Consider the following 18,086-nt stretch of genomic DNA (forward strand, 5'->3'; position numbering starts at 1 on the left):
CTCGCGTTCCTCCGCGCTCAGCCGCACCACATATTTCTTTACCGCAATGTCCTTTCCAGCCATGTTCGCCTCCGTCGCTCGAACCGCGACCAAAGCGAATCATCAAATCCTTTCAAATTGGTTGAAGCGGGCGACTAGAGCCGGGCAGCGCGCCTCCTGGCGGATCGTCACGCCGCTCGTGAATCAGAATTGATCCAATTTCATATCATTTTGCTCTAGGAGCCGGCAAAGCCGTCGAATCGCTCTCTTCGCACCATGCCACGCGGACGCCAAAATCGTTGCGGCGCGGCACGCTGGCGATATTTCCAAGAAAATGGAACTGTTAAAAATCGAGCCTAGACCGGGCAAGGCACTTCCATTAAAACCGTGACTGCAGTCGGGAATGCGGCTTCGTGTCGAACCCGTTCCGGCGGAGTCATAGGGAGAGATGCACAGGACATGATCATTGCGGTCGTACTGATTCTTGTCGCTGTCGGCTCGGTTGTTTTTCACTTCATGAGCCCCTGGTGGTGGACGCCGATTGCCTCGAATTGGGGCTACATCGACAACACGATCATCATCACCTTCTGGATCACCGGCGTCGTCTTCATCGCCGTCATCCTGTTCATGGCCTATTGCGTGCTGCGATTCCGCAACCGAGCCGGCAGGCAGGCGCACTATGAGCCGGAGAACAAGAAGCTGGAATGGTGGCTGACCATAGGAACCGCGGTGGGCGTCGCCGGCATGCTGACGCCCGGCCTGTTCGTATGGAACCAGTTCGTCACGGTCCCCGAAGGGGCGGCTGAGGTCGAAGTCGTGGGCCAGCAGTGGCAGTGGAGCTACCGCCTGCCCGGAGAGGACGGTGTGCTGGGCACCTCCGATGCCCGGCACGTCAGCTTCGACAACCCCCTGGGGATCAACCCGGACGATCCCAACGGAAAAGACGATGTCATAATCGAAGCCGACGACTTGCACTTGCCAGTCGACAAGCCGGTCAAGATGTTGCTGCGTTCGATCGACGTTCTGCACGATTTTTACGTCCCTCAGTTCCGTGCCAAGATGGATATGGTGCCAGGTTCGGTCACCTATTTCTGGCTCACCCCCACGAGAACCGGAACCTTCGAGATACTTTGCGCCGAGCTGTGCGGGGTCGGGCACTACGCCATGCGCGGCGTGGTTTTGGTGGACGAGGAAGTTGACTATCAGGCGTGGTTGGATGGGCAGCAGACATTCGAGCAATTGTCGGCCGAGGCCGGCAACGGTGCGCGAGACGGCAGGGAGGAGGCATCGATCCCGCCCGCCCGCGAGGGATATGCCGGCGCCGCGGAGGTCATGTCCGCGCACTGAGACTCAATCTGATCGGGTCCGACGACAACCAAGACCAAGAGGTATTTTTGATGGCCGAAGTCACTCAATACGCAGCCGCCTATGTCCCGCCTGCCGAGGTTGAGGACGTCGAGCTGTACCATGCCAAGAGCTGGATTACGCGATACGTGTTCTGCCAGGACGCCAAGGTGATCGCCATCCAATATTCGCTCACCGCGACGGCGATCGGATTGGTGGCCCTGGTATTGTCGTGGCTGATGCGGTTGCAGCTGGGATTCCCGGACGCCTTCTCCTTCATCGACGCCAGCGCCTATTACCAGTTCATCACCATGCACGGCATGATCATGGTGATCTATCTGCTCACCGCGCTGTTCCTGGGTGGGTTCGGCAACTATCTGATCCCGCTGATGGTCGGCGCCCGCGACATGGTCTTCCCCTACGTCAACATGTTGAGCTACTGGGTTTATCTGCTCGCCGTGCTGGTGCTGGCGGCGAGCTTCTTCGTGCCTGGCGGGCCCACCGGCGCGGGCTGGACCCTGTACCCGCCGCAGGCGATTCTCTCCGGCACGCCGGGACAGGACTACGGCATTGCCCTGATGCTTATCTCGTTGATCCTGTTCATCATCGGTTTCACCATGGGCGGTCTAAACTACGTGGTGACGGTGCTGCAGGCGCGCGCCCGGGGGATGACGCTGATGCGCCTGCCGTTGACGGTATGGGGCATTTTTACGGCCACCGTTCTGGCGCTTCTGGCCTTCCCGGCCTTGTTCGTCGGCTGCGTGATGCTGCTGTTCGACAAGGTGCTGGGTACCAGCTTCTTCATGCCGACCATCATCGAGATGGGCGAACAGCTTCAATATGGCGGCGGCAGCCCGATCCTGTTTCAGCATCTGTTCTGGTTTTTCGGCCACCCCGAGGTCTACATCGTCGCTTTGCCGGCCTTCGGCATCGTCTCCGACCTGATCAGCACCCATGCGAGAAAGAACATCTTCGGCTACCGGATGATGGTCTGGGCCATCGTGGCGATCGGCGCGTTGAGTTTCGTGGTCTGGGCGCACCACATGTATGTCAGCGGCATGAACCCGTATTTCGGCTTCTTCTTCGCCACCACCACGCTCATCATCGCCATCCCGACCGCCATCAAGGTTTACAACTGGGTACTGACCCTGTGGCGGGGCAACATCCATCTTTCGCTGCCGATGCTGTTTGCCATGGCCTTCATCGTCACATTCGTGAACGGCGGGATAACCGGACTGTTTCTCGGCAACGTCGTCGTCGACGTTCCGCTGTCGGACACCATGTTCGTGGTCGCCCATTTCCATATGGTGATGGGTGTCGCGCCGATCCTCGTGATATTCGGCGCGATCTACCACTGGTACCCGCTCTTGACCGGGCGAATGCTGAACCAGGCGATGGGTCATTTCCACTTCTGGATCACCTTCATAGGGGCCTATGCGATCTATTTCCCGATGCACTATCTCGGCTTCATCGGCGTGCCGCGCCGGTATTTCGAGGTTGGCGACACCGCCTTCATACCGGAATCGGCCCATACGCTGAATGAGTTCATCACCATCGCCGCGTTGATCGTCGGGTTCGCCCAGGTGGTGTTCCTATTCAACCTGGCGTGGAGCCTGTTGAAAGGCACGAAAGCCGAAAGAAACCCATGGCGGGCCACCAGCTTGGAGTGGCAGACACCCGATATGCCGCCGGGGCATGGCAATTGGGGCAAGGAGCTTCCGGTGGTCTATCGCTGGGCCTACGACTACTCCGTGCCGGGCGCCGCTGAGGATTTCGTGCCGCAAAACGTGGCCCCCACCGACGTCAAGATGGCCAAGGGTCGTGGGGAATCGGTCGTCGGGGTGGCCCCAGCGTGAGCATCTTCTCTCAGCTGACGGCAAAGCCCTGGCTGCCTGCCCAGGGGCGGGTCGACAACCTCTATCAGGGACGCGACTCGGCCCCTCCGGCGGCAAGAATCGGGTTGAAGATGTTTCTGGCCGTGGCCTCGGTCTTGTTCATGCTCTTGATCATGGCCTATGCCGGCCGGATGGCGTTCGAGGACTGGCGCCCGGCGCCCGAATCGAGGCTGTTGTGGTTGAATACGTTTGTGCTGATCTTGAGCAGTCTCGCCATGCAGTGGGCGCAATTCACCGCACGCCGCGGACTTTTGGCGGACCTGAAGATCGGCCTGTTGGCGGGCGGCATGACCGCTCTTGCCTTCCTGGTCGGGCAGATGATCGCGTGGCGGCAATTGGCCGCGATGGGTTTGTTCGACGTAACGAACCCGGCCATCGCGTTCTTTTATCTGATCACGGGGCTGCACGCGCTGCACCTCTTGGGCGGCCTCATCGCCTGGGGCAGGACCGCCGACAAGGTGTGGCGGCTCGGCTACGGGCCGGCGAGGGTCCGGCAAAGCGTGGAGCTGTGCACCCTGTACTGGCACTTCCTGCTGGCAGTTTGGCTGGTGCTTTTCGGTCTATTGTTTTCGGGCAGCAACAATATGGCCTTCATACTGGCCATCTGTGGAATTACGTAAATAGGACAAAGGCTTATGGCAGAAACAGTGAGCGGATCGATCATCCGGCCTGACGGCTTGCAAGGCGTCGTCGCCGACTGGGCGTCGGACCAGCGGACATTCAAGAATGTTCCGTGGGGCAAGGCGATGATGTGGATCTTCCTGCTCAGCGACACATTCATCTTCAGCTGTTTCCTGCTCTCCTACATGACGGTGCGAATGTCGACGACGGTGCCGTGGCCCAGTCCGAGCAAAGTCTTCGCGTTGCACATAGGCGGCGCGGACATCCCCCTCATCCTGATCGCCATCATGACCTTCGTCCTGATCAGCTCGAGCGGGACGATGGCCATGGCGGTCAGATTTGGCTACGCCCGCGATCGCAGGAAGAGCACGATCCTGCTTCTGCTGACCGCCCTGTTCGGCGCCACGTTTGTCGGCATGCAGGCCTTCGAGTGGACCAAGCTGATCCTGGAAGGGGTCCGCCCCTGGGGCAACCCCTGGGGCGCGCCCCAGTTCGGCTCGACCTTCTTCATGATCACCGGCTTTCACGGCACCCATGTGTCGATCGGGGTGATTTTCCTGCTCATCGTTGCCCGCAAGGTATGGCGGGGAGATTACGATAAGGCCAGGAGGGGATTTTTCACCAGCCGGAAGGGCAACTACGAGATCGTCGAAACCATGGGTCTGTACTGGCATTTCGTCGATCTGGTCTGGGTTTTCATCTTTGCATTTTTCTATCTGTGGTGAGGGACGGTCATGGCGCACGTGGAAGGCCAACAACATCCGATCAGCGTCTATCTCTGGGTATGGTTCTTGCTGTTCGTTTTCAGCACATTCTCGTACCTGGTCGACTATTTTCACCTTGTCGGCCTGCTCCGCTGGTCGCTGATCGTGCTGTTCATGATCATCAAGGCAGGCTTCATCGTCGCCATCTTTATGCACATGGCCTGGGAGCGGCTGGCCCTGATTTATGCCATTTTGGTCCCGCCGGCGTTGGTCCTGGTGTTCGTGGGCCTGATGACGCTCGAATCCGAGTACACCCATTTCCTGCGCACCACGTTCTTCGGATAAGGGAACAGGGGCCGGTCCCTCCCCTTCGGCAGTCGGTCTATTCGACCTGGTCGAGCCGGTCGACGCGCCCCAGGCTCGGAAAGACGCGCCACCATAAGGCGGCGGCCGCGAGGGTTGCGACGCCGCCGAGGAAGACCGCCGGAACGGTGCCGATGCCGGCCGCCATGACCCCGGCGCGGAAATCGCCGAGTTCGTTCGACGCGGTGATCGAAACCGCATTGACGGCGCTGACGCGGCCGCGCATCCCATCCGGGGTCGCAACCTGGACGAGAGTCTGCCGGATGTAGACGCTGACCATGTCCGAAGCGCCGTAAACGGCCAGCGCCGCCAGCGACAGCCAAAAGATTTCGGACAGGCTGAAGACGATCACCGAGGCTCCGAAGACGGTCAAGGAAACAAAGAAGATCGGCCCCATCCTTCGCGTCTGCGGCAAACGCGCGAGCAGGATCCCGACGAAGATCGCGCCGAAGGCCGGCATCGCGCGCATCATGCCCAGGCCTTCCGGTCCGACATGGAGAATGTCGCTGGCGAACACCGGGAGAATTCCTACGACGCCGCCGAACAAGACCGCGACCAGGTCAATTGAAATCGCCCCGAGCACGATCCTTCGCCGGAAGATGTAGGCGATGCCGCCGAGAATTTCCTCCCAGCCGGACGCCTCCCGGGCGCGGATCGTCAGGCGGACGGCAATCAATGCCGAGGCGCCGGCGGCGATGACGAACGTCACGGCTGCCGCGAGATAGACCCAGTCGCCGGCGACCGCGATCAAGACGCCGCCCATGGCGGGCCCGACGAGCTGGCCGACCTTCAGGACCGACGACGAATAGGCGACCGCGTTCGGAAACGACCTTACCGGCACGATGTTGGGGAGAATGGCCTGACTGGCGGCCTGAAAGAAGGACCGCGCCGCGCCGTGGACCACGAGAATGAGGAAGATCGGCCAGACCACCGAAACGCGGGAATATGTGTAGATCAGCAACAGGCCGGCAACCGCCGCATGGGCCGCGTTGCAGACGGCGAGGATCTTGCGGCGGTCGAAGCGGTCGGCGGCCAGACCCGCGAGCAGGAACAGGACCAGGACCGGGGCGAACTGCGACAGGCCGACCCATCCGAGGTCGAGCGGATTGCGCGTCATCTGGTAGACCTGCCAGCCGACCGCGACCGTCAGCATCTGGATGCCCAGAACGTTGAAAAGCCGGATCGCTATAAACAGTAGGAAGTCGCTGTTGCGCGACAGGGAGCGCCGCTCGTCCGACGCCTGCCCGGTCTCCTCCGCTCCGCCTGACCGCGCGGTCATCCCCGTCATCCACCCGATTGTTTCATTTCATGCGATCGAACGAGACCGGGCGCTCGCCGAGACCGGCCGGGGCGAGGGCGATCGCACCGCCGGCCGGCTGGCGGCTGCTGCCACAAGTGAGGTTGCTCCAAGACTGCGGAATTGAGAGCTCGTAGCGGCTCCGCATCCAAGTAGAGCATGACGGCGTCGATGACCAGCCGCGAATTGGCTCAACCGATGCGCGCGCGGCGGCAAGCTAATCCCTTAAGGCCACGGATCGCCCCTGCCCGGTCAAAACCAATTTGCCTTGACGCCGCCCTCGCTCCTGCCGGTCATGGACGCGGTCCGGGCGCGAAGCCATTCGATCAGCAGCAGCAGCACAATGGCGAGCACCGTCAGCATCGTCGCCACCGCGGCGATGGTCGGATTGAAGCTTTCGCGTAGGCCCGAGAACATCTCGCGCGGTATGGTGCGCTGGTGCGGCGCGCCGAGGAGCAGGACGGTCACGACCTCGTCGAACGAAATGGCGAAGGCGAACAGCGCCCCCGATACCACGCCGCGGCCCAGTAGCGGCAGCATCACCCGGAAGAAGACGGTCACGGGCGGCGCGCCGAGGCTGGCGGCGGCGCGCACCAGGCCGCGGTCGAAGGAGGCCAGCGCCGCGCCGACGGTGACGACGACGAACGGCGCGCCAAGCGCGGCATGGGCTACGATCAGCCCGGTATAGGATTGGGTCAGCCCGAGCGGCGCGAAAAAGAAATAGAGGCCGACGGCGACGATCACGATAGGCACCACGAGCGGCGACAGCAGCAGCACCGTCACCAGCTTCTTGCCGCGGAACTCGGCCAGAGACAGGCCGATCGCCGCCGGCGTCCCCAGCAAGGTTGCGATCGCGGTGGCGGGAATGCCGATCAAAAACGAGTTTATCACCGCAAGCCGCCATTTCTCGCTGGAGAATACGGCCTCGTACCAGCGGGTCGTAAATCCGCGCATCGGGTAGGTCAGATACTCCGAATCGTTCACCGACAGGGGCAAGATGGCGAGGATCGGCGCGATCAGAAACAACAGTACCAGAACCGCCATCGCGGCGACAGAGGCGGCGGCGACGCGTTCGGTTCTCGTTTTCGCCGAGCCTCTCACCACCTCACCCCAGCCTCACCTGACCCAAACCGACAAGACGCGAATAGACGACGTAGAGAATCGCCGTCGCGCCGAGGAGAATGACGCCGAGGGCGGCGGCCAGGCCCCAGTTGGAACTCGACGTCGTATAGAAGGCGATGAAATAGGCGAGCATCTGGTCGTCGGCGCCGCCGACCAGCGCCGGCGTCACGTAGTAGCCGAGCGCCATGATGAAGACGAGCAGCGCGCCGGCGGCGACCCCGGGAAGCGTTTGCGGCAGATAGACCCGCAAGAAGGCGATTGCCGGATGGGCGCCAAGCGAGATGGCGGCCCGCATGTGGCTCGGCGAAATGGTTTTCATGGTCGCGATGATTGGCATGACCATGAACGGCAGCAGCACGTGGGTCATGGCGATGATCACACCTGGCCTGTTGAAGATCAGGCGCACCGGCGCGCCGGTGATGCCGGATGCCTGCAGCATGGCGTTTATGATTCCCTGGTCCTGGAGAAGGACGATCCAGGCCGCCGAGCGCACCAGCAGCGACGTCCATAACGGCAACAGGACGAGGACCATAAGCAGCTTGCCCGTCCGCGCCGGGGCGTTGGCCACGACATAGGCAAGCGGAAAGCCGAGGGCGAGGCAAAGCACCGCGACGGTGAACGAAATGCTGATCGTTCGCCCTAGCACCCGCAGATAGAGAGACTGCTCGGGCGGGCTCGGCGCCACCCTGTTCTCCGCATTGCGCCGCAGGTCGACCGCCCTGAGAAGATAGAAGTCGGTCAGCGGGCCTGCCGCCGCCGCGATGGCGATCCATGTCTCGCGCTCGGCCCAGTCCGGATTGATCCCGATGAGCGTGTCACGCCACGAGGCCGGCTCTTCCGCAAGCCCGCGCAGCGCGCGGCCGGTGTCCATGACCAGGCTTCTGCCGCTGGCAAGGGCGTAATTGAGGCGGCGCGCGGCGATGGCGATCGTCCGCGCCTCGGCCGAACTCTTCAGATCGCGGCCGAGCGCGGCGAACATCGCCTCGCTGGGCTCGTCGGTCCTGTTCCACTGTCTGGCGATGGCCGACGTGTTCGGCCAGGCGTTCGGAAGCTCGCTATCGACGACGGAGCGCCGCAGCATGTCGGCGATCGGAATCACGAAGGAAAACAGCAGAAAGAAAAACAGCGGCGCGACCAGCAGCATGGCCGTGGCCCGGCGCCGCCTTTCCGCCCGCTTCATGTCGCGCTGCAATCGGGTGGCTATGTCATTCACGCCGTCCTGTCACCCCCGTTGCGCGGGCAAGGCCGGCGGGGAAGCCCCGCCGGCCCACCGGTTCAATGGGCGGCCCAGACGTTGAACCGCTCGGTCAGCCGGTCTATGTTCTCGATCCAGAACTTGTCCGAAATCTGCACCGTATTGGCGAAGTTGTCGGGATGGTTCGGCAGATCGGCCATTCTGGCCGGGTCGATCATCTCGGTTGCTGCCTTGTTGGTGACGCCGTAGGCGATTTCCATCGGCAGCTTGGCCTGGTTGGCGGCCTCGCTGGCAAAGGCGAGAAACTTGTATGCGGCGTCGATGTTGGGCGAGGTCTTCAGGATCACCCACGAATCGAGGGTGAACAGCCCGCCGTTCCACTGGATGCCGAAATTGCGCTTGTCGTTGCGGTTGGCGGCGTCGATGCGGCCGTTATAGACCGACGTCAGCACGACCTCGCCGGAAGCCAAAAGCTGCGGCGGCTGGGCGCCGGACTTCCACCAGATGACATCGTTCTTGATGGTGCTCAGCTTGGCGAAGGCCCGCTCCACGCCTTCCGGCGTCGACAGCACGTTGTAGACTTCGGCGGGGGCGACCCCGTCGCCCATCAAGGCGATTTCGAGAGTGGTCTTCGGGCCTTGCCGCAAGCCGCGTTTGCCGGGATATTTCGCGGTGTCGAAGAAGTCCGCCCAACCCGTCGGCGCCTCCGAGGTCTTGTCCTTGTCCCAGCCGAGAACGAAGTCGTAGACGATCGCGCCGACCCCGCACTCGCTCACGGCGGCGTCCATAAAGGCGTCCTTGTCGCCGATCTTCGACCAGTCGAGCGGCACGAACAGCCCTTCGTCGCAGCCTATTTGCAGCTCCTCGCTCTCGACCTGGACCACGTCCCACCCGGAATCGGTGCCGCCCTCGACCTTCGAGCGCAGCACGCCGATGCCGCCGTCCCAGCTCTCGTCGATCATGTCCGTTCCGGACGCGGCCTTGAACGGCTCGAAATAGGCCGCCTTTTGGGCGTCCTGATAGCCGCCGCCCCATGATACGACGGTGAGCGGTCGCGCCGCCAGGACCTGCCATGATATCAGTGCCGCGCCGGCCAGCGCCGTTGCAGCCGCCAACTTTTTCCACCTGAATTGACCCATTTGTCTTCTCCCTTGTTTTGGGTCGCACGCAACCCACGTTAAATCCCGTTGCCGCCCGTTACTGCGCCAGCGCCAAGGCGCGGCCATCCCGCACACCCCAGCCGACCGTGACGGCCATGCCGATCCGGGCCTGATCCAATTCGCGAACCGGCGCCTTGACGACGAAATCCGTTTGCCCGAGCGCCTCGAGCCGAAGCCGGACATGGTCGCCGTGATAGATGACGTCGCGCAGCACTGCCTCGAACCGGTTCGGCATGCCGGCCGCGGCCTTGAGGATCACAACCCGTTCCGGGCGCAGCGACACCAGCACCCTCTCGCCCGCGGCGATCCCCGGGGCCGCCTCGCAAACCACGCGCCCGCCGCTGTCGAGCGTCACTTCGGCCTCGCCGCCGGATACCGCCGCGACGGCGCCGAGCAGCCTGTTGTTCTCGCCGATGAACTGGGCGACAAAGGTGGTATCCGGGTGTTCGTAGATCTGGCGCGGCGGCGCGATCTGTTCGATCCGGCCGTCGTTGAAGACGGCGATCCGCTCCGACATCGTCAAGGCCTCGGCCTGATCGTGCGTGACATAGACGAATGTCAGGCCGAGCCGCTCGTGCAGGGACTTGATCTCGTACTGCATGCGCTCGCGCAGCTGCTTGTCGAGCGAGCCCAGCGGCTCGTCCATGAGCACGAGGCTGGGCTCGAAAATCAGGGCGCGGGCGAGCGCCACGCGCTGCTGCTGGCCGCCCGACAATTGCGTCGGCATGCGTTCTCCGAGATCGTCCAGGCGAACGATGTCGAGCGCCCGCTTGACCCGCTCATCGCGTTCCGCCTTTGCGACGCCGCGCACCCGCAGCGGAAACACGAGATTGTCGGCGACGGTCAGATGCGGGAAAAGCGCATAGTTCTGGAACACCATGCCGATGCCGCGCTTGTAGGCCGGGACACGCGAAATATCGCGCCCCTCTATGGTGATGGTCCCGCGGGTCGGCACCTCGAAGCCGGCGAGCATCATAAGGGTCGTCGTCTTTCCCGATCCCGAGGGACCCAACAGGGTGATGAACTCGCTGCGGCGGATGTCCAAATTCAGCTCACGGACGACCAGCGCCACCCCGTCATAGGTCTTTTCTACGCCGGCAAACCGGACCAGCGGCGTGGTGTCGATGGATCTCATCCGTGCAATCCCTGGAGCGCCGTCGCGCAGCCTGGTATCAGGCGCCGCAGGCGCTCCCAAAAAACATCCATCCGGGGCCCCCGCAGGGGGTCCGAGTTGCATGCTAGTTCAACGGTGGCATCGGCGCTAGAGCATCAAGTCGTCGCGCCCCCCCCCGTCATTCGGCGCTCCGCCGACGCAAGGGGGAGGCCCTGGATTTTCTGGCGCAATCGGGACGAAACGCCAACGCGGCCCACCGCTTGATGCGGAAGCCTCCGAAGCAACAGGGCCTTGCACCCGCACCTGGCCACCTGCCGCCTCGTCACCGACAAGCTCGGATCCCATGGCGGCGCCCTCCGCAAGCCCGGCGATCGGCGTCTCCAGCGAGATCATGCGGTGTTCGCGAGGCTCGGTTTGCGGTTTAGATCAAGCCACATCATGACAAGCTTGGTTTTTCCATTACAATAAGTTTTATCTGTTTCGCCAACGACGGACTATCATGGAAATGACACCCGAAATGAAGTGTAGGAGCCGAAAACACCCTCTATGAACTACGCAAGAACCCGAAAATTACGTCATATGGACAAGGACCTGCCCAATATCGGCCGGCGCGTCAGGGCGGTCCGCAAGGGCAAATCGCTGACCTTGAAGCAGGTAAGCGAAAGAAGCGGCGTTTCCATCGCCACCCTGAGCAAGATCGAAACCGAACAAGCCGTGGGGTCCTTCAACACTCTGTACAAGGTCGCCCGGGGTCTCGGGGTCCTGGTGGAGTCGCTGATTTCGCCCAACGAAGGCGTCGGCGCGCGCACTGGCCGACGAACGGTGAACCGGATCGGAACGGCGGACGAGCATCAGACCGATTTCTACGACTACTTTGTCCACGCCAACGGACTCAACGCAAGAAAGATGGTTCCGCTGGTCATGTCGATAAAGACGGGCGCGGTGCCGCCATTAAAGGATTGGAGCACCCACGAGGGAGAGGAGTTCGTGCTGGTCATGAAGGGCGTGATCGAATTCCACTGTGAAGAATACGCGCCGATAACCTTGCAGGCCGGCGAGAGCGTCTATTTTGACTCGAGCATGCGGCACGCCTTCGTCAGAAAGAGCAAAAAGGAGGCGATCCTGGTGTCCGTTTCCTTGGCCGTACCGATCTGAGATAACAGTTGAAACGGGCGTCCCGGAGGAGGAACAAATTTATTGTAGCCGAAAAATTTTTCGATATCTTGGTTCAAATGTTCCCTGGCACCCGCCGGGTGCCCGCAAGCATTGTGCAACCCTTGCGCCACCAAGCCTCAAACAGGGGCCGGGCGCTCCGAAAACCGACAGAGGATTAGAGATGTTGAAGTATCCGCTCCGAGCTATCCACGCGGCGGCCGGCATCTTGACGGCCGTAAGCTTGTTTTTCGGGATTTCGACCGCGGCCCAGCAAGCCATTGCGGCCGATGAGATTTTTATTGGCGGCGCCCTCAGCCTGACCGGGGTTCAGGCGCCGCTCGACGAACCAGGGCTCAAGGGCGCCCAGGTGGCGGTCAAGGCGCTCAACGATGCCGGCGGCGTGCTGGGGCAACAGGTCAAGTTCATCAACCTCGACGGCAAAAGCGATCCGGTGACCGTGGGCAATATCGCCGTCGAGCTGATCGATCAGGGCGCCAAGCTGATCGTCGCGCCGTGTGACTTCGACTTCGGCGGTCCGGCCAGCCGCGAGGCGCAAAAAGCCGGCTTGGTCGGCATTTCCACCTGTGCCTCCGACCCGCTTTACAGTTCCTGGTCGCTTGGCGACAAGCAGTTCACCCTGTCGATGTGGAATACGACCATGGGCGCCACGGCGGCCGAGTATGCCTTCAACGAACGGGGCTGGAAGAACGCCTACGTGGTCACCGACCAGTTCATCGCCTACACCAAGAGCCTGAGCAAATATTTCGTCGCCCATTTCAAGGCCATCGGCGGCAACATCCTCGCCGAGGAAACCTACACCCAGGGCGATCAGGACTTTTCGGCCCAACTGGCGCGGCTCAAGGCGCTGGAAACCAAGCCGGACGTCATCTTCATCTCCTCCTACATGCCGGATCTGGGCACCATCATCCGGTCGATACGGGAAGTCGGCATCGATGCGCCGGTGATGGGCGGGGATTCCTACGACGATCCGGGCCTGTTCAGCACCCTGGGCGAAAAATTCGGCAGCGACGTGTTTTTCGTCACCCATACCTGGATGGGGCCCGAGGCCCATCCCGACATGCCGGGCTTCTTGGAGAAATATCAGGCGATGTTCGGCTCCGCGCCGGATACCTCGTTCGTCGCCACCGGCTGGGATACGATCATGCTCATGGCGCAGGCCGTGCAGATCGCCGGCTCCACCGACGGAGCCGCCGTGGCCAAGGCGCTGGAGACCAACGAGTTCAACCTTCTGACCGGCAAGCTTTCCTACCGCTCCGCCGCGGACGGACATGCGCCGGACAAGGCCGCCGTTCTGGTCGGGCTTACAAAGGGCAAGCCCGCGTTCCTCGGCTGGCGGCAACCCGAAAACCCGCCTGCTCCCTAAGGCCAAGGCAACGCCGGCCGGAGGTCCATTGATGCTCTGATCGATAGCGCTCCGGCCGGGCGTTGCGGTGCTCCTTCCGTGGGCCCAGCGACCTGGCAGAGTGGCCATACCAGGGATCGGAAACGCGGATGACGGCACTCTCGCTCAACGCAATCGCCATTTCGGTCGACTTCTCCGGGCTTCGCGCGCTCGACGACGTATCGCTCGATGTCCGCGTCGGAGAAATCGTCGGTCTGATCGGCCCCAACGGCTCCGGCAAGACAACGCTGGTCAATGTGATAACCGGTCAGGTCAAGCCCATATCGGGCCGGGTCATGTGCGGCAGCGACGATATCACCCATCTCGCGCCCCGCAAGATCGCCCTGCGCGGCGTCGCCCGCTCGTTCCAGATCGTACGCCTGTTCAAGAACCTGACGGTGGCCGAGAACATCGAGACGGCGGCGCTTACGCATGGGTTGAGCCGCCGCGAGGCCGGACGGCGGGCCCAGGTGCTGATGCAGGAGTTCAATCTTAAAGAGCTCGCCGACGAACCCGCCGGCACGCTGAATTTCGGCGACGAGCGGCGGGTGGAAATCGCCCGGGCGCTCGCCGGCAGGCCGCGGTTTCTCTTGCTGGATGAACCCGCCGCCGGCATGAACGAGGTCGAAAGCGACGCCCTGTTGAAGGTTCTCGCCGCGCTTCCCGCGCAACGCGATCTCGGCATGCTGATCATCGACCACGACATGTCGTTGATCATGCGCCTTTGCCACCGCCTTCACGTACTCGCCTCCGGCAAGACCATCGGCGAAGGGGGCGTCGACGCGGTCCGCAGGCTTCCCGCAGTGATCGAGGCTTATCTGGGCTCAAGCGCAGCCAGCGAGGCAGGCCATGCTCACGGTTGAAGGCCTGCAGGTGCGCTATGGCGCCATCACGGCGGTCAAGGGCGTAAGCCTTGAAATAAGCGAGGGCGAGCTTGTGGCGCTTCTCGGCGCCAACGGGGCCGGCAAGACCACGACCCTGCTCGCCATATCGGGCGCCTTGAAGGCCGCCGCCGGACGCATCGTTTTCGGGACCGAGGATATTACCTCCGTGTCGCCGGAACGGATCGTTCACAAGGGGATTGCCATGGTCCCGGAGACCCGCGATGTCTTCCCGGATCTGACGGTGGCGGAAAACCTGCGTCTCGGAGCCTTCATCCATCGCCGTGACCATTCCGGCTTCGAGCGCGACTTGAAAACGGCGATGGACCTGTTCCCCGTCCTCGAAACCCGCGCCGACCAGGCAGCCGGCACCTTGTCGGGCGGCGAACAGCAGCAACTGGTCATCGCCCGCGCGCTCATGTCCAGGCCGAAGCTCCTGCTTCTCGACGAGCCTTCCGTGGGCCTGGCGCCGGCCATCGTCGAGCGGATTTTCGAGTTGATCAACCGCTTGCGCGAGCGCGGGCTGACCATCCTTCTGGTCGAGCAGAACGCGGCCCAGGCGCTCAAATGCGCCGACCGGGTCTATGTCATGTCCCTGGGCAGGGTGGCGGTCTCGGGGACGGCGGCGGAAATCGCCTCGGGGTCGAATCTGGAGGAGATCTACCTCGGCGGACAGGCGGCCCGGCAAAGGGAAAACCATGCTCGGTAACGCCATTCAATTCGTCGTCGACGCGCTGAGCCTGGGCAGCCTTTACGCCCTCATGGCACTCGGCCTGGTCATCGTCTACGGCATCCTGCGGCTGGTGAACTTCGCCTATGGCGAGCTGATCATGGTCACCGGCTACACGCTTTATCTGCTCAACGGCTCTCCCTTCCCCTGGATCGTCATGGCCGCCATGGCGGTGGTCATGGCCATCCTGACCGGCATGGCAACGGAGCTGGTCGCCTTCCGTCCCGTCCGCGAACGCTCGGTCACCGCGGTCCTGATCACCTCCTTCGCCTTCAGCACGCTGCTGCAGAACGCCGCCCTGCTGTTCATTTCACCGCGGGCGCGGCTGGTGCCGCTGCCCGACATTTTCACACAGACCGTGGAAATTGCCGGTGTCATCATTCCGTTGAGGAACCTCTTGACCATCGTCTGCAGCGTGCTGCTGCTTTCCCTGTTCGCCCTCATTCTCAAGCGGACCGTGCTCGGCATCGCGCTGCGCGCCGCCGCCTCTCATTTCACCATGGCCCGCATGCTGGGGGTGCCGGCCAACCTGGTGATCAGCGTCGCCTTCGCCATCAGCGGTCTTCTGGCCGGAGTGGTGGCGCTGTTCTGGTTCGGCCGCATCGGTTCGGTGGTTCCCGGCATCGGGCTCGAGCCGCTTCTCGTCGCCTTCATCGCCACGGTGATCGGCGGCATGCGCAGCCTGGTGGGCGCCGTGGTGGGCGGCTTCCTCTTGGCGTTTATCGACATTTCGCTCAATTACATGCTGCCCCAGAACCTTTTGCAGTTCAGGGACGCTTTCACCTTTTCGATGGTCATCCTGATTCTCCTGCTCAGACCCCAGGGGCTGATACCGGGCCCGGCGACCGGGCAACGGACGTAAGCAAGGGCCGAACATACATGCTGCAAACCAAGACCCTCGTTTCGATCGTCCTGTTGGTGCTGCCGGTGCTGGTTCTCGTCGGCATGACCGATGCCATCGACGTGCGGCTCGTAACCCGCATTGCGACCACGCTGTGCATCAATCTGGTGCTGGTCCTCGGCCTGCAGGTGTTCATGGGCAATTCGGGCATTCTGTCCTTCGTCCACATCGCCTTCATGGGCATTGGCGCCTACACCTCGGGCGTGCTGTCGATGCCGCTGCAAATGAAGTCCATGGCCCTGCCCAACCTGTATCCGGTCATTGTCGCTATCGAAGTTTCCCCTTACGCCGGCATGCTCATCGGCGGCATCGCGGCGGCATTGGTGGCGGCGGTGGTATCCTATCCGCTGATGCGCCTGACCGACGCAGCGGCCGTGATTACGTCCTTCGCGCTGCTGATGGTGCTGCACACCGTCATGGTCCACTGGAACGCGGTGACCAACGGGCCCCGGACCCTGTTCGGCGTCCAGAACGCCACCACCCTGCCCCTGGCGGCGGCCGTCGCCGTGGTCATGATCGTCGTCGCCATGGCCTTCAAGGAATCCCGCGCCGGCATTCTGCTGCGCGCCGTCCGCGACGACGAGGTGGCGGCCGGCGCCATCGGCGCGGACGTCGCACGGCTGCGCTGGCAGGGGTTCGTGCTCAGCGCCTTCATGGCCGGCGTCGGCGGCGGCGTATGGGCCCACTTCATCACCTCGTACTCGCCGGCCGCCTTCTATCTGAAGGAGACCTTCGTCATCCTCGGCATGCTGGTGATCGGCGGCGCGGCCACGGTTTCCGGGGCCGTGTTCGGAACCTTCGCCGTCACCGCCGCCTTCGAGGGGCTGAGGGCGGCGGAAAACGCCATCAATATCGCCGGCGTCCTGCCCACGACCCTGGTCGGGCTGACCGAGATCGTCCTTGCACTGGCAATGATCGCCACATTGATCCTGCGTCCCGGCGGCATTGTCGGCGACAGGGAAGTGGGCGCCCTGCCATTGCTCAGGAAAAGCTTGCGTATCCGGTAAAATCGGGGGCGTGAGAACCCGGCCATCCGGGGCATTCGAAAGATCAGCAACGAGGGAGGCAAACCGTGAATTGGAAGACGGCACACCGGTCCTTTTATTACGAGAAGGCGGCGGAACCGGAAGACATGGTTCTGAAACCGGACAAAACCGCGCTGCTGGTCATCGACGTGCAGAACACCTACATGATCCCATCCGATGACCCGGACGAAAGGGACCGCTGGCAGCCCTTTCGCGACCGCATGAACAACATCGTCATCCCCAACACGCGGGAGTTGCTGGACGCATGCCGCGGCAATGGCATCGAGGTCATCTTCGCCCGCATCGCGTGCCTGAAGAAGGACGGGCGCGACCGCTCGCTGAGCCAGAAGAAGCCCGGCTGGAACTACCTCCTGCTGCCCAAGGACACGGAAAAATCCCAGATCGTGCCGGAACTTGCGCCCATGGACGACGAAATCGTCCTCTGCAAGACCACCGACAGCGCGCTCACCGGAACCAACCTGCGTCTGATTCTGCGCAACATGGAAATCAAGAACGTGATCGTTGCCGGCATCTTTACCGACCAGTGCATTTCATCCTCCGTGCGCAGCCTGGCCGACGAAAGCTTCAACGTGGTGGTCGTTCACGATTGCTGCGCGGCCGGAACCGACGAACTACACGACAAGGAGCTGGAGATCATCAACATGATCTACTGCCACGTCATGTCTCTGGATGAGCTGAAGGGCGCTGTCACGTAAACGCATGGCAGGCACGGCAGCCGCACGCTATTGCCATCGGAGTCGGGATCACGCCGCCGTCGCCGCCGGCCAGCATTTGGAGCGCTTGTCATGAAGCCGCAGCCACTCAAAGCGCTCTAACTTCTTTATTTTACACGCATTTTTGTCCGAAAAACCGGTTGCCACTTTTCGGAATGCGCTCCAGCACCATCGGTCGCGATCTTTCCAAGCGGATATTTCAGGTTCACGGCGTCGATGGCAGCGGCGTTGCGGTTTTTAGCGGCGGTTGAGCCGTGCGTCGTCGGCCTCGAGGCGTGCGGCACGGCGAAACCTAGCGGGCCGCATGAGCCGAACCGAGCAACCAACCTGCGAGGCTGACTGACGACGTGATGGCGAACCGATCGATCGGCAACCGGGCGAAACCGCGCTTCGTCATGAGCCGCGAGCCCGTGGCAATGTATGGCGCCCGGCCCGCCGACACCATCACGGCCAGCGGCCCTGAC

At 62.6% G+C, this 18,086-nt stretch carries 18 protein-coding genes; 13 read left to right on the forward strand and 5 right to left on the reverse strand.

From position 1 onward, the window contains the following. The 6 genes from Q8P46_12175 to Q8P46_12200 all read left to right on the forward strand — a co-directional run. Positions 1-193, forward strand: a 193-nt coding sequence (locus Q8P46_12175) for a hypothetical protein (GenBank protein ID MDP2620911.1), incomplete at its 5' end; no start/stop codon positions are given. A 245-nt stretch (positions 194-438) separates the two neighbouring features. Further along, complete coding sequence (locus Q8P46_12180; protein MDP2620912.1) at positions 439-1,326, forward strand: cytochrome c oxidase subunit II; 888 nt, start codon at positions 439-441, stop codon at positions 1,324-1,326. A gap of 50 nt (positions 1,327-1,376) precedes the next feature. Then, positions 1,377-3,179: a cbb3-type cytochrome c oxidase subunit I gene (locus Q8P46_12185; GenBank protein ID MDP2620913.1), complete on the forward strand. Its 1,803-nt coding sequence runs from the start codon at positions 1,377-1,379 to the stop codon at positions 3,177-3,179. Next, on the forward strand, positions 3,176-3,838 hold the full coding sequence (locus tag Q8P46_12190; protein ID MDP2620914.1) for a cytochrome c oxidase subunit 3: 663 nt from the start codon (positions 3,176-3,178) through the stop codon (positions 3,836-3,838). Before Q8P46_12185 ends, Q8P46_12190 begins: the two co-directional genes overlap by 4 nt. Positions 3,839-3,853: 15 nt before the next feature. Next, entirely contained in the window at positions 3,854-4,564 is a 711-nt protein-coding gene (locus Q8P46_12195) for a heme-copper oxidase subunit III family protein (GenBank protein ID MDP2620915.1), read from the forward strand. Between the two features lie 9 nt (positions 4,565-4,573). Further along, complete coding sequence (locus Q8P46_12200) at positions 4,574-4,888, forward strand: cytochrome C oxidase subunit IV family protein (protein ID MDP2620916.1); 315 nt, start codon at positions 4,574-4,576, stop codon at positions 4,886-4,888. 37 nt (positions 4,889-4,925) lie between these two features. On the opposite strand, the gene Q8P46_12205 is transcribed toward Q8P46_12200, so the two are convergent. The 5 genes from Q8P46_12205 to Q8P46_12225 form a co-directional block, all read right to left on the reverse strand. Beyond that, positions 4,926-6,185 (reverse strand): MFS transporter, encoded by a 1,260-nt coding sequence (locus tag Q8P46_12205; protein ID MDP2620917.1) that lies wholly within the window; start codon positions 6,183-6,185, stop codon positions 4,926-4,928. A gap of 270 nt (positions 6,186-6,455) precedes the next feature. Beyond that, the gene (locus tag Q8P46_12210; protein ID MDP2620918.1) at positions 6,456-7,247 is read right to left on the reverse strand and encodes an ABC transporter permease; all 792 of its coding nucleotides are present in this window, start codon (positions 7,245-7,247) and stop codon (positions 6,456-6,458) included. Between the two features lie 61 nt (positions 7,248-7,308). After that, positions 7,309-8,505, reverse strand: a complete 1,197-nt coding sequence (locus Q8P46_12215; protein ID MDP2620919.1) for an ABC transporter permease — start codon at positions 8,503-8,505, stop codon at positions 7,309-7,311. Positions 8,506-8,600: 95 nt separating this feature from the next. Further along, positions 8,601-9,659 carry an ABC transporter substrate-binding protein gene (locus tag Q8P46_12220; protein ID MDP2620920.1) on the reverse strand — a complete coding sequence of 353 codons (1,059 nt, stop codon included), beginning with the start codon at positions 9,657-9,659 and terminating at the stop codon, positions 8,601-8,603. A 58-nt stretch (positions 9,660-9,717) separates the two neighbouring features. After that, the gene (locus Q8P46_12225) at positions 9,718-10,815 is read right to left on the reverse strand and encodes an ABC transporter ATP-binding protein (protein ID MDP2620921.1); all 1,098 of its coding nucleotides are present in this window, start codon (positions 10,813-10,815) and stop codon (positions 9,718-9,720) included. Between the two features lie 558 nt (positions 10,816-11,373). On the opposite strand from Q8P46_12225, the gene Q8P46_12230 reads away from it, so the two are divergent. The 7 genes from Q8P46_12230 (at position 11,374) to Q8P46_12260 (ending at position 17,604) form a co-directional block, all read left to right on the forward strand. After that, on the forward strand, positions 11,374-11,949 hold the full coding sequence (locus Q8P46_12230) for an XRE family transcriptional regulator (protein MDP2620922.1): 576 nt from the start codon (positions 11,374-11,376) through the stop codon (positions 11,947-11,949). Positions 11,950-12,130: 181 nt separating this feature from the next. Then, entirely contained in the window at positions 12,131-13,333 is a 1,203-nt protein-coding gene (locus tag Q8P46_12235; GenBank protein MDP2620923.1) for an ABC transporter substrate-binding protein, read from the forward strand. A gap of 128 nt (positions 13,334-13,461) precedes the next feature. Then, the gene (locus tag Q8P46_12240) at positions 13,462-14,214 is read left to right on the forward strand and encodes an ABC transporter ATP-binding protein (protein MDP2620924.1); all 753 of its coding nucleotides are present in this window, start codon (positions 13,462-13,464) and stop codon (positions 14,212-14,214) included. Next, positions 14,201-14,941: an ABC transporter ATP-binding protein gene (locus tag Q8P46_12245; protein ID MDP2620925.1), complete on the forward strand. Its 741-nt coding sequence runs from the start codon at positions 14,201-14,203 to the stop codon at positions 14,939-14,941. Before Q8P46_12240 ends, Q8P46_12245 begins: the two co-directional genes overlap by 14 nt. After that, a complete protein-coding gene (locus tag Q8P46_12250; protein MDP2620926.1) occupies positions 14,931-15,824 on the forward strand; it encodes a branched-chain amino acid ABC transporter permease in 894 nt (297 codons plus the stop codon). The genes Q8P46_12245 and Q8P46_12250 overlap by 11 nt, the downstream gene beginning before the upstream one ends. Positions 15,825-15,841: 17 nt before the next feature. Continuing rightward, complete coding sequence (locus Q8P46_12255; protein ID MDP2620927.1) at positions 15,842-16,870, forward strand: branched-chain amino acid ABC transporter permease; 1,029 nt, start codon at positions 15,842-15,844, stop codon at positions 16,868-16,870. Positions 16,871-16,935: 65 nt separating this feature from the next. Further along, positions 16,936-17,604 carry an isochorismatase family cysteine hydrolase gene (locus Q8P46_12260; protein ID MDP2620928.1) on the forward strand — a complete coding sequence of 223 codons (669 nt, stop codon included), beginning with the start codon at positions 16,936-16,938 and terminating at the stop codon, positions 17,602-17,604. Positions 17,605-18,086 lie beyond the last annotated feature (482 nt).

It is taken from the genome of Hyphomicrobiales bacterium, from assembly GCA_030688605.1.
Classification (GTDB): Bacteria; Pseudomonadota; Alphaproteobacteria; order Rhizobiales; family NORP267; genus JAUYJB01.